This is a genomic window from Aliinostoc maniaoense, from assembly GCF_058172895.1.
Genome location: NZ_CP187952.1, coordinates 3400136 through 3417011, shown reverse-complemented (window position 1 = coordinate 3417011; position 16876 = coordinate 3400136). Strand labels below are relative to the sequence as shown.

The 16876-nt window shown below is 39.3% G+C and carries 11 protein-coding genes; 6 read left to right on the top strand and 5 right to left on the bottom strand.

Going from position 1 to position 16876, the window contains the following annotated elements; genetic code table 11:
- Nucleotides 1-25 precede the first annotated feature (25 nt).
- Entirely contained in the window at nt 26-2635 is a 2610-nt protein-coding gene (locus ACPZ3T_RS14910) for a bifunctional serine/threonine-protein kinase/ABC transporter substrate-binding protein (protein ID WP_490270273.1), read from the top strand.
- A gap of 57 nt (nt 2636-2692) precedes the next feature.
- Nucleotides 2693-4279 (top strand): NB-ARC domain-containing protein, encoded by a 1587-nt coding sequence (locus ACPZ3T_RS14905; RefSeq protein ID WP_490270272.1) that lies wholly within the window; start codon nt 2693-2695, stop codon nt 4277-4279.
- Between the two features lie 12 nt (nt 4280-4291).
- On the opposite strand, the gene ACPZ3T_RS14900 is transcribed toward ACPZ3T_RS14905, so the two are convergent.
- Nucleotides 4292-5095 (bottom strand): ABC transporter permease, encoded by an 804-nt coding sequence (locus tag ACPZ3T_RS14900; RefSeq protein WP_490270271.1) that lies wholly within the window; start codon nt 5093-5095, stop codon nt 4292-4294.
- A 606-nt stretch (nt 5096-5701) separates the two neighbouring features.
- Between ACPZ3T_RS14900 and ACPZ3T_RS14895 the strand changes: the two genes are divergently transcribed.
- Both ACPZ3T_RS14895 and ACPZ3T_RS14890 read left to right on the top strand, forming a co-directional pair.
- A complete protein-coding gene (locus ACPZ3T_RS14895; protein WP_490270270.1) occupies nt 5702-6772 on the top strand; it encodes a glycosyltransferase family 4 protein in 1071 nt (356 codons plus the stop codon).
- A gap of 278 nt (nt 6773-7050) precedes the next feature.
- Nucleotides 7051-8202 (top strand): alanine--glyoxylate aminotransferase family protein, encoded by a 1152-nt coding sequence (locus ACPZ3T_RS14890; protein WP_490270269.1) that lies wholly within the window; start codon nt 7051-7053, stop codon nt 8200-8202.
- Between the two features lie 265 nt (nt 8203-8467).
- On the opposite strand, the gene ACPZ3T_RS14885 is transcribed toward ACPZ3T_RS14890, so the two are convergent.
- Nucleotides 8468-12496: an nSTAND1 domain-containing NTPase gene (locus ACPZ3T_RS14885; RefSeq protein ID WP_490270268.1), complete on the bottom strand. Its 4029-nt coding sequence runs from the start codon at nt 12494-12496 to the stop codon at nt 8468-8470.
- A gap of 54 nt (nt 12497-12550) precedes the next feature.
- Nucleotides 12551-13753, bottom strand: coding sequence for an nSTAND1 domain-containing NTPase (locus ACPZ3T_RS14880; protein ID WP_490270267.1), 1203 nt, complete (start codon nt 13751-13753; stop codon nt 12551-12553).
- Between the two features lie 292 nt (nt 13754-14045).
- On the opposite strand from ACPZ3T_RS14880, the gene ACPZ3T_RS14875 reads away from it, so the two are divergent.
- Both ACPZ3T_RS14875 and ACPZ3T_RS14870 read left to right on the top strand, forming a co-directional pair.
- Entirely contained in the window at nt 14046-14354 is a 309-nt protein-coding gene (locus tag ACPZ3T_RS14875; RefSeq protein ID WP_490270266.1) for a hypothetical protein, read from the top strand.
- 113 nt (nt 14355-14467) lie between these two features.
- Nucleotides 14468-14809, top strand: coding sequence for a hypothetical protein (locus ACPZ3T_RS14870; protein WP_490270265.1), 342 nt, complete (start codon nt 14468-14470; stop codon nt 14807-14809).
- A 101-nt stretch (nt 14810-14910) separates the two neighbouring features.
- Here ACPZ3T_RS14870 and ACPZ3T_RS14865 read toward each other — a convergent pair whose 3' ends face one another.
- Both ACPZ3T_RS14865 and ACPZ3T_RS14860 read right to left on the bottom strand, forming a co-directional pair.
- The gene (locus tag ACPZ3T_RS14865; protein ID WP_490270264.1) at nt 14911-15495 is read right to left on the bottom strand and encodes a Uma2 family endonuclease; all 585 of its coding nucleotides are present in this window, start codon (nt 15493-15495) and stop codon (nt 14911-14913) included.
- Nucleotides 15496-15537: 42 nt separating this feature from the next.
- The gene (locus tag ACPZ3T_RS14860; RefSeq protein ID WP_490270263.1) at nt 15538-16719 is read right to left on the bottom strand and encodes a n-acyl-d-glucosamine 2-epimerase; all 1182 of its coding nucleotides are present in this window, start codon (nt 16717-16719) and stop codon (nt 15538-15540) included.
- Nucleotides 16720-16876 lie beyond the last annotated feature (157 nt).

Here is a 16876-nt window from a genome sequence, read left to right as displayed (position 1 = left end):
TAAACTAGATTTTAGAGGTTAATTAATGGAAGTTTACTGCACTCGTCCGAGTTGTACCAAGCCTGAAAATACTATTTCTAATGAACATCTAAATGCACTCTCTGCAACAGAAGTACGTTGTGCTAATTGTGGAATGCCATTGATTTTAAGGGGACATTTTGTAGCATTAGAACTATTAGGAGGTGGAGGATTTGGTAGAACTTTTAAAGCGAAGGATATATTGAAAGCAAATGATCAGAAATTTTCTCGTAAAATCCGGGTTATTAAACAGTTACATCCGATAAATCATCCTGGACAAGTATTAACTCCATCAATGGTTCAATATATTGAGGATAAGTTTCGGCAAGAGGCAAATATTTTAGAAGAATTAAGACATCAACAAATACCCAGGTTTTGGGATTATTTTTATGAAGAAGTTGAGGAAAAAACAGGTGTAGTACAGAAGTTTTTTTATTTGGTACAGGATTATATTGAAGGACACAACTTAGATCACGAACTTCAGCAGAAAGGCAAATTTTCAGAAGACGAAGTTATCAATATTCTCAAAGAAATACTTAATATACTCAAGTATATCCATAATTATGACGGTACTAACGGAGTTATACATAGAGATATTAAACCTGCTAATATTATGCGCTGTAGCAATGATGGCAGGCTATATTTAATAGATTTTGGTGCAGTCAGACAAATAGTACAAGGATTACCTGTTGATACAACATCAATAGTTTTAGATGCGCGTTTTGCACCACCTGAGCAATCCCGTGGTGAGAAATTATCTTCTGCATCAGATTTATATGCTTTAGCTACAACTTGTCTGTGTTTGTTAACAGGATATAAAAATCCGAATCAACTGCTATTTAAGTCAAAATTGCAAGAGCATTTACAGGTAAAGGATCAGCATTTTGCAGAGGCTTTAGATAAAATGCTGCAATATGAATCGGAAGATCGTCCTCAGTCGGCTCAAGAAGTTTTGAATATTTTGTCTGCTCAAGTTAAACCAGATTTAGATTCAGATTTACTTGCTACTCAAGCACCTGATCCCAACGAAGTTTTTACCCACAAGCCTATACTCAATCAACCTCGTCAAAGTTCTTGGTTGAGGCAGTTTCTTGATAGGGTGGAGGGATTACCTAAGCTTTGGCGATCGCTCATTGGTTTTAGCTTGCCGTTCTTTTTAGGAATAGCGATCGCAGTTACTGTCAATTTTATTATAACTCCAAAGCCACCAGCACCACCCCCACCGGATGCTGAATATTTTAGCCGGGGAGAAGAAGCATTAATTCCTGACAATAATACCAGTCGGGAATGCTCAATAGCTTACGTTTATAAAAAACAAGGTATAGAAGCATTTAAAAACAAAGATTTTACACAAGCTGCAACATCTTTTAACCAAGCCAAACTGCAATTTAAGCAAGCTGCTCATACAACACAATGTGAAGTAGATCCAGAAACAATAATTTATGAATATAACGCCAAAGTTGCTCAAAGTGAGTCAAACCTAAATCTACCTACAATTACAGTTGTGATTCCAGGCTACTCTAGAAATCGTGATATTGCTTTAGAATTATTGCGTGGTGTAGCACAATCTCTCAACGCCGATGAACCATTATTTCAAGTTCTCATAGCTCAAGAAAATATTGATGGTGATCACATTACTACCGAAAAAATAGCTACATATATTTCTAAAAATAATATTCCGGGTGATACTAATTTTAAGCAAAGTAAAATAGTAGGGGTGATGGGACATTATACAAGTATCAACACTTGGAAAGGAGGAGAGATTTATGGAGCAACTCAACTGAGTGAAACAGAAAAATTGGTACTGATTTCACCCACAAGCACGGCAATTAGAAACCCTGATAATACTGATCGAACTAAAGATTTAAATCCATACGTTTTCCGTACAGCTTCTAATGATGCGATCGCTGTTGGTGATTTAGTTAAATATATATCAGATAAGGGATTTAAGAAAACCATGATTGTGTATGATCCGATGGATAGTTATAGCAGTTCACTCAAACGAGAATTTGATAATTATTTAGTACGTAATCAAGTGGTTATTAATAACCAAAATTGCAATTTAATCAATGAGCAGCCAGATATTTGCATACTAAAAGCAAAAAATACGAAAGTAGATGCAATCCTATTATTTAGTAGTCGTAAAACTTTAGATATATCACAACAGATTATTAGATTAGCCAATCAAGAGTTCCAAATCCTAGGAGGGGATGTTTTATATGATCAGCAAATATTAAATCTTAAACAAGCAGCTAATAATATGATTATTCCTGTATTTTCTCATATTAAAAATGCTAATAATCAGTTTACTCAAAAAGCTAGAGAACTTGGTTGGATCAATAGTATCACATGGAGAAGTATGAGTGCTTATGATGCCACCCAGGTATTTATTAAAGCTTTGAGTGATAAGAATAACCTAACTCGTTCAAGTATATACCAAAAATTGAAAGACTCTAACTTCTCAGCTTCAGGTGCTACTAATGCAGAAATAGGTTTTCAACCAGATGGCGATCGCAAGTTAGTTAAAGGTGTGGGTGTTTTAGTCAAAGTTAAGGAAATTAGCCCAAATCAATATGGTTTTGAGTTGGAGCAAACACCAGAGCGAAGTAATTTATAACAAGACTGATTAACCTGCTATTAAATCATCTAAAATGTTTGCAAAAACTGAAAAATTATGTCTAGAAAACGTTTATCTCTCAAAGCTTCTGAACGGGCAAAACAACTTATCAAAGAAGCTAGGATTCAAAAAATTACACAAATAAGAAAAGAAAAAATTAAGTTACAAGGAAAGATTGAAAAGGCTTGGGATACCGAGGAGATATTTCTTAAAGAAGCCAGTAAAGTGTTAGAACCGCATCGCAACTGGGATGATATTAGCCCTCCATATGCTGTATCTCAATCAACTTGGAGACGGTTTCGGGAATGTAAGCGTATTGATGCTACTAATTTCCAAGCTTTTTGTCAGGTGTTGGGTTTGAATTGGGAAGACATCAAAGAAAATGAAGCAGATGCTAATCGGGATTTGAGCGAAGCACCTCCTCTCGGTAAATTTTATGGGCGTAGCCAAGAATTAAATAAGCTAGAGGAACAGATAATTACACAAAGTTATCGATTAGTTACAGTTTACGGCATGGGGGGAGTTGGTAAAACTGCTTTAGTTCGCCAGTTAGTAGAAAGAGAGAAAATTGCTAAAAAATATGATTACTTAATCTGGATTTCTTTACAATCAGCACCTCTATTCTCAGAAATATTAATGAAACTTGTGCAGTTTTTATCTAGAGGTGAACAAGAAACAGGCAACATTGATCAAGTCATGGATTATTTACAGCGTCAAAGATGTTTGATAGTACTGGATGGTTGGGAAGAAATTGTTGACAATCATAGTGAAGATTATGCAAAATATAATTCATTTGTAGAGAGAATTGCTAAAGAATATCATAAAAGTTCTTTATTATTATTAAGTAGAAGAAAACCGAAAAATATTGAACGGTTAGAAGGACAATTTGTTTACTCCAAAAGATTGGGAGGTTTAAGTTATGAAGATGCACAAGAGTTATTAATTGCAGAAGGTTTGTCAGGTGCAGATAGTGATATCCAAGAACTGAGCAGGCGTTATAACACCCCGTGGATAATGAGAAGGATTGTTGCCAGTGTTAATAGTGTATTCGCTGGTGATATATCCAATTTTATGAAAATATCAATTTTTGTAGATGAAGTCACCACTGATTTTTTAGAGCGACAATTTCAAGGACTTTCATCGGCAGAAATAAATCTGATTTATTGGGTAGCAATCAGACGGAATACAGCTTCATGGGATCAATTAGTGGAAGATAGCCAGAAGTTGTTAAGTTATGATAACTTATTTCAAACATCCAACGATTTGATTGCTAGACATTCTTTATTGGATAAAAATATTGAAGAAACTCCAGTTATCTATATACTAGATCCGGTGATTTTGAAATACAGCACTAAGCGGTTTATTTTTCAAACTTGTGAACAAATCAAACAAGTTTTTACTACTGGGATAATTCAGGGTAATGAGTTATTTATTACCCATAATTTTATTACACAATACCCAGAAGATGAAGAATTAAATCAGGAACAAATGAGACGAATTGTTAAACCTATTCAACAAATGCTCTTAATGAACTTTCGTAATCGTCAGTATCTAGAAACTCAACTGCAAAAAGTGATAGCTGTATTAGAACAGCAAAAATATCCCTCGAAAAATATTTCGTATTTACTCGCATTTGGTGAATAAATATCCTGTCAGCTATTCTCTCTGATTTCCGAAGGCGCGAATTGACTCAGCGATGAGAGCGACAATTGCCGAGGCGACAATTAATAAAACACTCAAGGCATTAATATCAGGTTTAACTCCGGTTCTGATGCGACTAAATATTTCCATTGGTAGGGTGTTATAACCACTGCCAGCAGTAAAACTAGAGATGAGAAAGTCATCTAAACTGAGGACAAATGCTAGTAAACAACCTGCGATAATTCCCGGCATTAATTGGGGTAATAGAACTTTGATAAAAGCTTGTAGAGGTGTTGCACCTAAATCTAATGCGGCTTCTTCTAGGTGGGGATCTAAATTAGTTAATCGGGAAGAAACTACTAGTCCGATATAAGCTAAACAAAATACTATATGAGCGGCAACAATTGTCCATAAACTTAAGGGTATAGCGAAGGCGGCTAAAAATACGAGAGTGGCAACTGCGATCGCAATATCAGGAATAATTAATGGTAGGTAAGAAATACCACGATATAGCTTTTTGCCAAAAAACTGATAACGCGCTAAACCAACCGCCATCAATGTTCCTAAGACAGCAGAGATGCTCACAGCACACAACGCCACGATTAAACTATTTTTCAAAGCCGAGAGAATGCGATCGTCATTTAGCAATTGAATATACCAATCAAGGGTGAAGCCTTGCCAACCAGCACTGTAAGGTGATTGGTTAAAACTATAAAACCCCAGTACCATAATCGGTAGGTACATAAACACAAACATGATGATTGAGAAAACCGCCTGCCATGTGACAAGCGGTTTTTTGTGAGAGGGAGAAATATTCACGTTTTTATCAACTAAATTTATATTGTACGGAATTATATACTATGTGTGCTTAAACGTCAATATACTTAAATAAATTGATGTAGGGTGTGTGACGCTACGAAAGTATTGGAACGTAGCCATGAGAGTGATAGCGTCACGCACCAACTATCGATTGTGACACTTGCATAAGTTCTGATGAATTTTCAAGTTAGTTTTACATTAGACTCATATTTGATTTGTGAACAGATAAGTAGTACGGAACTTCCTAAAGCTTTTGGTGCGTTACGGCTTACGCCTAACACACCCTACATATACTGAAATTTTTTCAAACTCAATCAGATTAGTATAGATAAAACACCATAAATTAAAACTTATTTTACCTCTGAAGAATAAGATTATTTACCTACTAAGATAGACAAAAAAAGCTAATTAATACCATAAAAATTGTAAGTAGTTCTTGATAAATTCCGTGTCTAAACAGATTTTCTAGTGCATTAAAACAATTAACAGTTATCAGGCGTATGGTTTGGCATTACAGCGCACCAATTTTTTCTAATAATTAGTGCAGTGTTTCCCTCTCGAATTTTACCCAACACTGTTAAAAATCTATTTTGCAGGAGCTTTTTTATGCGAATTGCTCAAATATCTCCTCTATCAGAGAGAGTACCACCTGCTGCTTATGGAGGTACAGAACTAATCGTGAGTTTACTCACAGATGAATTAGTCCGGCGAGGACATGAAGTCACCTTATTTGCATCAGGAGATTCTATTAGTTTGGCGAAATTAGTATCAGTTCATCCCTGTGCTTTAAGGCTAGATTCTAGTGTTAAAGAGCCGGGTATTTACGAAATGCTACAACTAGGTTCTGTGTACAAACAAGCAGCAGAATTTGATATTATTCATTCTCACATGGGTTGTGCTTCCCTGCCTTATGCTAACCTGGTTGACACGCCTACAGTTCATACTTTACATGGCATTTTTACCACCGATAATGAAAAGCTATTTCGTTATGGTAAAGAGCAATCTTTTGTTAGTATCTCTAATTCCCAGCGAGAATTGAGATTAGGACTAAACTATGTAGCAACGGTTTATAACGGGATTGATGTTAGTAGCTATAAATTCCATCCCCAACCAGAAGAACCACCATATTTAGCTTTTTTGGGGAGAATTTCTCCCGAAAAAGGAACACATTTAGCCATTAACATTGCCAAACAAACAGGCTGGCGTTTAAAAATCGCAGGCAAAATAGATATTGTTGACCTCAAATATTATGAACAAGAGATCAAACCTTTAATTGACGGCAAGCAAATTGAATATTTAGGAGAAGCTAACCATACACAAAAAAATGCCTTGATGGGAGGTGCAGTAGCCACTTTATTTCCTATTACTTGGCGCGAACCATTTGGTTTAGTGATGGTGGAATCAATGGCAGCAGGAACACCAGTAATTGCAATGAAATTAGGGTCTACAACAGAAGTAATTAACCACGGTAAAACAGGGTTTACTTGCAATAACATAGAAGAGTTTATTACATCCCTCGATAAAATAGCAGATTTAGACCGTTATAGCTGTCGGAAATATGTAGAAAATCGCTTTAGTCTACAACACATGACCGACGGTTATGAAGCAGTTTATCAGCAAATTCTGCAAAAGAAATTTGCTAGTAATGGACATCTTCGCAAGCTGTCACGCATCTAAATTTTCTGGTGTTGACTGTTGACCCTCCGAATTTTAGATTTTAGATTTTAAATTTTGGATTGCCGGATTGAATCTAAAATCTAAAATCCCAAATCTAAGATTGATTGGGTAAAGTATAAGACTTTGTTTTGATTGCTGCTTCTTGCCAATGAGAGGTTGTAGGCACTGAGTGTAATAAACTATGTCTTTGGTTATAGAAAAAGATAATCTCCAGGCAGAGTCAAAAATCGGTGGTGCGATCGCCTTATGATTCGGTAAGTACCACATAGGGCGAAATTATGACTCAGACAATTACCATTAACGAAAGTCAACGCTTACAACTCCAACCCCTAGAAATTCCCTCCCGCCTGCTACTGGGGCCTGGCCCTTCTAATGCTCATCCCGCCGTTCTTCAAGCTATGAGTACCTCCCCAGTAGGACATCTTGACCCTGCTTTCTTAGCTTTAATGGATGAAATTCAGTCTCTGCTGCGCTACGTTTGGCAAACTGAAAACCCCCTCACCATAGCAGTAAGTGGTACAGGTTCGGCCGCTATGGAAGCAACTATGGCCAATGGAGTAGAACCCGGTGATGTGGTATTAATTGGTGTTGCTGGTTATTTTGGTAATCGTTTGGTTGATATGGCAGGAAGATATGGCGCAGATGTCCGCACCATTACCAAGCCTTGGGGGCAAGTTTTCTCCCTCGCAGAACTCCGCACCGCCTTAGAAACCCATCGTCCAACAATTTTAGCTTTAGTTCATGCCGAAACTTCCACCGGTGCGCGTCAACCATTAGAAGGAGTCGGGGAATTATGCCGGGAATTTGGCACACTGTTGTTAATAGACACAGTTACCAGTTTAGGCGGTGTCCCCATATTTTTAGATGAGTGGGGTGTAGATTTAGCTTATAGTTGCAGTCAAAAAGGCTTGGGTTGCTCCCCTGGTGCGTCTCCCTTTACCATTAGCCCCCGCGCAATGGAAAAATTGCAAAAACGCTCCACCAAGGTAGCAAACTGGTATTTAGATATGAATTTGCTCGGTAAATATTGGGGAAGTGAACGAGTTTATCATCACACAGCCCCAGTTAACTTATATTATGGACTGCGGGAAGCATTACGTTTAATTGCCGAAGAAGGACTAGCCAACTGCTGGCAACGCCACCAAAAAAACGTAGAATATTTGTGGCAACGCTTAGAAGAAATAGGATTAAGTCTGCACGTAGAAAGGGAATATCGCTTACCCACCCTTACTACTGTGCGTATTCCGGCTGGTGTTGATGGTAAAGCAGTTGCACGGCAATTACTCACCGAACATAATATTGAAGTTGGCGGCGGCTTAGGTGAATTAGCCGGTCAAGTTTGGCGCGTGGGACTCATGGGTTTTAACAGTCGTCCAGAAAGTGTTGACCGACTCATAGAAGCATTGCAGCAAATTTTACCCCAGCATTAACTAAGTCAGCGTAAATAATTAACGCGATGTGCAACTTATTTTAAAACCCCTCTCTAAACCTATCCCCTGCAACTGTAGAGAGGTTGCATGCAACCTCTCTACTTTGATTCTTGCTCCCCTTTCCACTCCTTCGGAGAAGCAAGCTATGTAGGGAAGGGGTTGGGGGTTAGGTTTGAGAGAAAGTTGCACACGGCGTTAATTATTGTTGGAATAAGGCAGGGGGCAGAAAAATTCAAAATACCCTGCTGGAAGCAACCTACAAAATTCAAGAGTTATTCTCTCCCTTGTCTCCCTTGTCTCCCCTGTCTCCCCCTGCCCCCTGCCCCCTGCTCCCTGCCCCCTGCCCCCTGCTCCCTGCCCCCTGCCCCCTGCATCCCACCCACAGACGCATTAATTCCACTGTATAAACGTACTGTTCACCGCTACACTTGACTACATCATGACGTTGCAAAGTTTCTAAAGCGGCTTGCACCTGATGAAAACTTAAATCTGTACACTCAACAATTTCACTCAAGGATAAACCACCACGACTGAGTACAGTTAAAATAGCGGTCTGCCCTAGAGGTTGACTATTTTCAGCTTGTACCCAAACACCATTAAAATACGCATTGCCATCTCGATAAAATTCCGGCTGATTAATTACTGCTTCCACATCTGCAACTGTAAATCTTCTGGCTCGTTCCACACCTTCCTCAAAGGTTTGGCGATTAAAATACGTCACTAAAGTATGCCCAATTAATTGTAATAAGTATGGTTGACCGTTGGTGAGTTGAATAATTAAATCAACTGCCCTTGGCTCATAATCAAGATTAAAATCCTCTGAAGGTTGGACAAGTAAACGCTCTGCTGCTTTCGGAGCAATAAAACTAATAGGAATCCCTGTCACACTGCCAAATAAAGGATGCCAATAGTTTTGTGTCATTTCTTGCAATGTATGTAATCCTGCAAACGCAATGACAAACCAAGGATAAGTTTGAATTAATCCCCGCAAAAAATCTAAAAACCTTGACTCTAAATGATTTTCTGCAATTAGTTGTTCAATTAATTCAAATTCATCAATAGTAATCAAAAATCGCTTTTCATTTCTAACTTGATCAATCTGTTTTAAAAAGCGGTCAAATGTAGTATAAGGATTGTGTTGTAAAAACCGTTCTTCCTCTGGTTCTCCTACTTGTAACTGCTCCTCAGTCACCAGGACATCATAAAGCGATAACGCTAAATTATAAATTAGTTCACCAGTGCTAGCAACCATCCCCACCCGTTGCATATTGAAATCTACTATGACTGTGTTTACTCCCAGACGTAAACTCAAATTACGTAAAATAGACGACTTACCCATCCGGCGATGACCGTAGAGAATTACTGATGGACATTGGCCAGATACCAGCCAAAGTTCTTCTAAACGGCGCATAATATCTTCCCGCCCTACAAATACACTACCTGTAACGGGATTACCAATTACATAAGGGTTAGCTACAGGCTGAGTGATTTCTATACACCCAAATTTACCACTAGCTTCCGTTAGTAAAGGCCGCCACTGCCTTACTATCCGCCGTAATAAAGATTTTTCCGGGGTGATGACTGCCGTGGTGATATATTTATCTAAGTCGTCAAGACTTTTACTAGCACGAGCTAAGGCCGCCAGTTTATTAACTCGACTACTTGCAACTTCATAAGTAGCAACTTCCGCCCCAACTTTTCCCAATGCAGCCAATGCTATCAACACCGGCGGACGGATAGCAGTCTCTATGGGGGTTAGGTGAGATAATACATCAATTGCTTGAGCTAAATCTGATATCTGCGTGTAACTGAGAAACTTAGCCAGTGCTGTCAATGACTGAGCAATTTCTGCACCGTCATTATAAACTGCTATATCTGTATAAAGTTGACGATATGTAGATAAATCAAAGTTTTCCGTCTCAACTGTCTTCTCATCTAGCAATTGATAAAGCATAGCGGCAAAGCGAGTCAATGCAGTTTGGCGATGGTTGCGTAAACCTTGAGTTAGCCTCCAAACACAGCACTCTGCTTGATGGCTAAACCAACCACTGCTACAATCTACCCATTGTCCACCCAATTCTCCTAAGAGAACTTGTCCTGTAGTGGGAAACCTTTGCCAGTCTCGCTTTTTGACGGGGGGATAAATATAGGTTTGCCAGTCAGGATTTGTCAATAATTGATACAGAAAGCGTAGTGGTGCAACTTGTTCATGTAGATATATATATAGTGCTTGTTGAGCAACAGCCCGTTGAAAGGGGTTACTAGCAACTTTCGCCACCAATGCTAAACCGTTGACGTGATTTTGCTGCAACCGTTGAGTGATAACTTCTGTTGTGCCTGGGAGGGGTAGCACAATTAACTCATCCCATTCCACAGGGTGCTGACCTCGGCCAAATTTGCTGCGTAATGCCAGAGGAATGTAAACTGGGTGAAAAATTAACCGGGAACTACTCAAAATACTAACGATACCAGAAAAAATACCGTAGAGTATGGCAATGACCACACTACCTCCTAAACTGACTAAAATCCTTGTCAGTAGGTCAGTATTAGCTGCTGATAAGGGCATAACATCAGCACTTACACCCAGAAAAATTGCAAATAAAGCTGTAAAAACTATGACACTACCTACCACACCAAAAGCCTTACGACTAGCCGCACCCCCCGCCATCACGAAAGGGAGCAAGCGGGTGTAAAATCCTAGCTTGACCAAAACAAACAGAGAAGAAGGCACTGCGCCATATAGTGGAGAGAGGAAATACCAGAATGGTGAGGCATAAGGTAGGATCACCATACCCAATACACCACCCACAAAAGCACCAATTACCCCAAAAGTACCCACGCAACTAGCTAAAATGAACGGTATACTCAATAAACCGCTAATGATCATCATGGCTATGAGCAAGTATTCGAGGTGGGTTAAACTTAACTGATGTAATAATTCATTCACCCGGTTGAGTTTGATACCCTCTACCAAATCGAGAAACTGGGGAGCGGTGCTAGTTGCGGTAAAACAGATGATGCGTTTACCATCTGATGTCAGCCCTATGAATTTGACAGCTTCACCAAAACCTGTGAATGTGCGTAATAATTGACCAGTGTGAATATCCCAAACCTTGAGAGTATGGTCATCCGAGGCAGAAATAGCGGTAGAATGATCACCAGCAACAACAGCATTCACCCCAGACTGATGACCTACAAGTGTGCGTAATAATTGACCAGTGTGAATATCCCAAACCTTGAGAGTATGGTCATCCGAGGCAGAAATAACGGTAGAATGATCAGCAACAACAACAGCATTCACCCCAGACTGATGACCTATAAGTGTGCGTAATAATTGACCAGTGTGAATATCCCAAACCTTGAGAGTATTGTCATCTGAGGCAGAAATAGCCGTAGAATCATCAGCAACAGCAACACCATTCACCCCAGACTGATGACCTACAAGTGTGCGTAATAATTGACCAGTGTGAATATCCCAAACCTTGAGAGTATGATCATCTGAGGCAGAAATAGCCGTAGAATCATCACCAGCTACAACAACAGCATTCACCGCTTGAGTATGTCCAGTTAGAGTATGCAGAAATTGACCCGTTTCCCATGCCCAGACTTTAAGAGTACCAGTTTCTACACTTTGGATTCTGGGACTAAAATGGCGATGATGAATATGTACATGAAAAGTCTTTTCTAGATAGGGGATAATTTCCCACAAATAAGAATCGAAAGATGTATTGTTAGTTAAACCAGTGATAATATAACGCTGGAGAGGATTTGCACTTACTGCGATCGCACTTACACCCTTAGCTCCACTATCCCAAATAAACCGTTCTCGCCACCGTCTATTATCCAATTTATCAGAGTTACTATTGAGTGATGTGGCAAGATTGCTAGGTAAAATCGATACAGAAGGCTTGTAATTAAAATCCCACAATCTCACAGTTCCATCAGAGGAAGCAGATAAAGCAACTTCACTATTGGGAATCACCACCACCCCATTAACTTGATTTTTATGCGCCAACACCTCTTGAGGAATCACCAAAGAGATAAACAGCACAAAAAACAACATAATTACTAACAGCGTCATCCCGTAAACATGACGATAAGCGCGGATACTCCAAAGGCGAAATATCTGCCGCAAATCCCGATTTTGATAAACTTCAGGTGCAGCTTGATAAAAATAACAACTTAAACCTGTAGGACGGAAATAAACCCAGTATGCCAGCAAATAATAGTGAAGCGGATTGCATGGATGCAAACATTTTGGTAATTTGCCATCATACCGAGGAAAAATAGACATAAAAATTAATTCGTAATTCGTAATTCGTAATTCGTAATTCGTAATTTAAAAACCTCAATCCCAAAATCGTGTATGACGAACATATAAATTACTAGCAGCAACTTGCAACCGCGCCGGATGACCTCCACTTTGTCGCCATAACTCCTGAATTTCCTCCTCGCTAAAAATTACACCCGTACCTTGCAACCGTTCAGCCAGAAAAGCCCGGACAACCTGTTCCGAAAAAGGTTTAACATCTAACTGGCGACATATCCCCGCTAAAGGTGAATCTAGTTCCGGGGAATCAGGGAAAAGATGATTTAAGGGTGTCCTACTGGCAATGACTAACTTTAAAGGTGCATGACCACCATCTGCTAACCCCCGTAATTGACTCCGCAACCGCTTACTAAAACCATCCCAAGTCATTTTTTCAATCTCATCTAAACAAAGAACATAACGCTTACCACTTAACGTCCGTGTTAATTGAAACCCACGACATAAGGGAATTTGCAGAGCCTGTTCACATAAAGCCTCATAAAATTCATCCTCATTGTCTACCCACTGTAAATTTAGATAAGCATACTTAATTTCATGCAAATTACTGCCATTGCATATCCATTCCTGACCGTGAGTTAAGATTCTATGCAGAATAGACGACTTACCAATCTGTGATTCACCCACTAACGATAAATTAACTCCTTTGCTCAGTTCCTCAAAAATTTGCCTGAGTAGTTCTTCACGGTCAAAAAAACGACTAGAATCAGTGATGCACCCCAAATCACCAAAAGGATTAGGAATTACCGGAGAATTAGTAAATAATTGTGTCAAACGCTCTTTAATATCCTGTTCCCAATTTAATGCCGCAAATTGTTGTTTTGATTTCTCAGGTTGACGGCTTTCCCATTCTTGATCAAACTTTTGTAAGTTAGTAGTTAATTTATTTGTCCATAGTGTTAACGTAAACCGCCAATCTTCAGAACCCCGGTCTTTTAATCGGTTATCCGCCAGAATACCTAAATAATCTTCCATTCGCTTCAAAGCTTCCTTGATTTGAGCTTTGCTGAGTTTCCCTGGATATTGATCTTGTTGAGTCAGTTGCTCTAGAAACCTGAGTTTAGTATCAATTAACAGCTTGGGATGAGGTGAGTTTTCTTCAAACCACTTAAATTTAATATCCTGATGATCCTGATGCAAATTATCGGAAGCAAAGGTGAGTAATGCTTCAAATAGGCGTAAAGCTCTAGTTTTTACTTGTAACCCAAAGGTGGCTCTAGGCATTTATTCATACCAATTCATTAAAATTTTAAAACAGATCGAAACCCAACAACCGTTGCAAATTATGTATTTCTTAATTTTGAATTTTGAATTTTGAATTGATATCACACCGTAGATTTCCAGAAGAAGTTAGGGGTGAGGTAGTATAACCCCTATTTTTAAGCTACCCCTAACTACACTTAACTCTTGAGTTTACAGCAGTATCATCTATTTTTTTGAAATACTTGATTATGTGTAGTACCCCTAAGCGAACCTTATTTACAGAACAACTTACATAGCGGTTTGAGGTTCAATTATGATTCCCAACAATTCCTTAGTTACACCCCGTATGGGCAAAATTTTAGGTGCTGCTCTGGTATCGGGATTACTTTTAACTTTGATTTCCCCAATGCCTAGTGTGGCGGAAAATGTCTCAGAAGCTACAGCACAAAAGAAAACCACGGAGCTTGTAGAGAAATGTCAGCAAAGATATGGTCTTAATTCTGAGCATCCCGATAAAGAAGCGTTGAAAAAATGTCTGGGGAAGGTATTAAAAGCTTGTCAGCGTCACACTAATGGTAATGCCCAGTTGTGTAAGCAATGGATTAAGGAGGCACTGAAATAAATCTCGTCTCTAACATTTTTGGTTGGTATTGCAACATAAGTAAATATTTCTGAGGTGAAGTAATTATGATTTCCAAGAGTTCATTAGTTTCATTACTGTTCGGAGTCAGCGCAATGAGTTTGGTATTGCCTACGCATCAAGCGGTGGCTTTAGGTAGTTGCAAAAATGTTGAACTGACTTTTAAAAATGCTACGAGTCAGCAAATTACTATTCCCAAGGATGGCCACCGGGTGAAGAATAAGGGTAGTATTGAAGGCTGGAATAAGCTTTCTCTGGGTGCAGGGAAAAGTAATTTGACCTCTGGTGGCACTTGGTCTAATACTCTCAAGCTCAATATTAAATGTGTGACGGATGCTGAGTTTGAAATTAAGTGGTCTGATAGTAATGGCGACCATATAAACACTTTTAGAAGTGTGAATATTAGTGATAAGCAGGCTACTTTTACGTTGAAGTAAGGGAGTTTTTAGGAGAGTTTTAAACGCAGAGGAGCGCAGAGGTAAGCGCAGAGGAGCGCAGAGGTAAGCGCAGAGGAGCGCGGAGGTTTGGTGCTGTTTTGTTATCTGTTAGTTGTGGGAAAAATTTGGTTGAGGTTTAAGAGTGTGTCTGGAAATCCAGGGATTGTGAGTGATTGATTGGGTAGGAAAATTAGTTTGCTGAGATAATTAAATTCACTTTTACTATTTTGATAAGGTTGAGTGTAGCACTCAAGTTGGTTAATATTTAAGTTAATAATCCAATAGTGGGCAATTCCTGCTTCTGCGTAGAGTTCTAGCTTTTTGGTTTGGTCATAAATTAATGTGGAATCGGCAATTTCTACAACTAGTAGAATGTCTTGGGGATAGGGATGATGAGGGAGATAGTCGGTTTCGTTTCCTATGGCAATGACTACATCTGGTTCCGGTTCACTATTACCTGATAGCAGGATTGGTTCTTGACAACGGATGACAGCTTTGTCACCTAGTAATCGATCTAATTGTCTGCATAGTCTGGTTGTGCAGAATGTATGAGGTGTTCCTTTAGCTACCATTTGGATTAGTTCACCTCTGATTAATTCTATGCGATCGCCCTCCTTTAAAAATCCCAATTCAATCAATTGATGATATTCTTCAATGGTGAATCGTTTTGGTGTGACAATGTTCATGGGATATGATTCCTGTCAGTTTTATTTGTAGGGTAGTAAAGGTTAAACTGATGGCGATGACAATTTCTCAAACTGTTGCCAGCATAGATACATAGCACGGGGAACATGGAAACATCCCTTCCATTTACCACCTTTGAGATTGAGTAATACTTCTCCACGACGATTTAAATAACCAAACCATTCCCCATATTCTGCATCGGCAAAGTGTGACCAAGCATAATCGTGCATTTTTTGATACCATTCCCAACACTCTGCACGTGCTGTCAACTGATAACCCATTGCTAAAGCTACTAAAGACTCTAAATGCACCCACCAAAGTTTTTGATCCCATTCCAATTGCTGCGGGGGATGGCCATCTACATCCATGAAGTAATACAACCCACCGTATTCACTATCCCAAGCAAAATTTAAGATGTTCATTACCACATCAACGGCTTGGTTAATCGTTTTGCTGTCGTTTTTACGGTTGGCAATATCCATAATAAACCACATGGCTTCAATCCCATGACCAGGATTAATTAACCTACCGTCAAAACAATCAATGTGAGAACCGTCGGGGGTAACATTTTCATACATTAATCCCTTTTCTTGGTCGAGAAAGTCTGTCATCACTTCCTCTACTGTGCTAGCTAAGACACTTTCTAAGGTTTCACTAGGGAGTAACCAAGCCATTTCTAGGGTAAGATTAGCTAAAATCATTGGTACAGCTAGGGCTTTCATGGAGCGTGTACCGGGGTAAGCTTTGGTATATTGGCCTTTGGGGTTGTCTTTGCGACGTAAAACATTATTGTATGCTTGCATGGCTACATCTTTCGCCCATTCTTCCCCAGAGGCTAAGGCGTATTGACTAAATGCCATCGCCGCAAAGCAGTCAGAAAATATATTATAGGGTTGAATTAGGGGTTGGCCTTGACGATTTAAGGCAAAATACCAATTACCTTCGTTATCTCTACCATGTTGAGCCAGAAATTCTGCACCGTTACGGGCAATTTTGAGCCAGTTTTCTCGTTTTTCTAGTTGGTTGCACAGCATGGAGAAAGTCCAGACTTGACGATTTTGCAACCAGATAAATTTGTCGGTGTCGTAAACTTGACCTTGACGATTTAAACAGGTGAAGTAGCCACCTTGTTCGTAGTCTAGGGAATGTTGTTCCCAAAATGGCAGGACATTATTGAGGAGAGTGTTTTTGTAAAGTGCTGCCAGTGTTGTGAAGTCGTATCCCATATTGCCCCTGCTTAACCAACAGCGTTCATTATCGCTTTGCTGGGGATAGACTACAAGTAGTAGACAAGATAGGATGAAATGCGATCGCAATTAAAATGAAGAGTTGTAATTGCCAAACTGATCAAACGGTAGATAACTGGTAGATACATCCTGATCA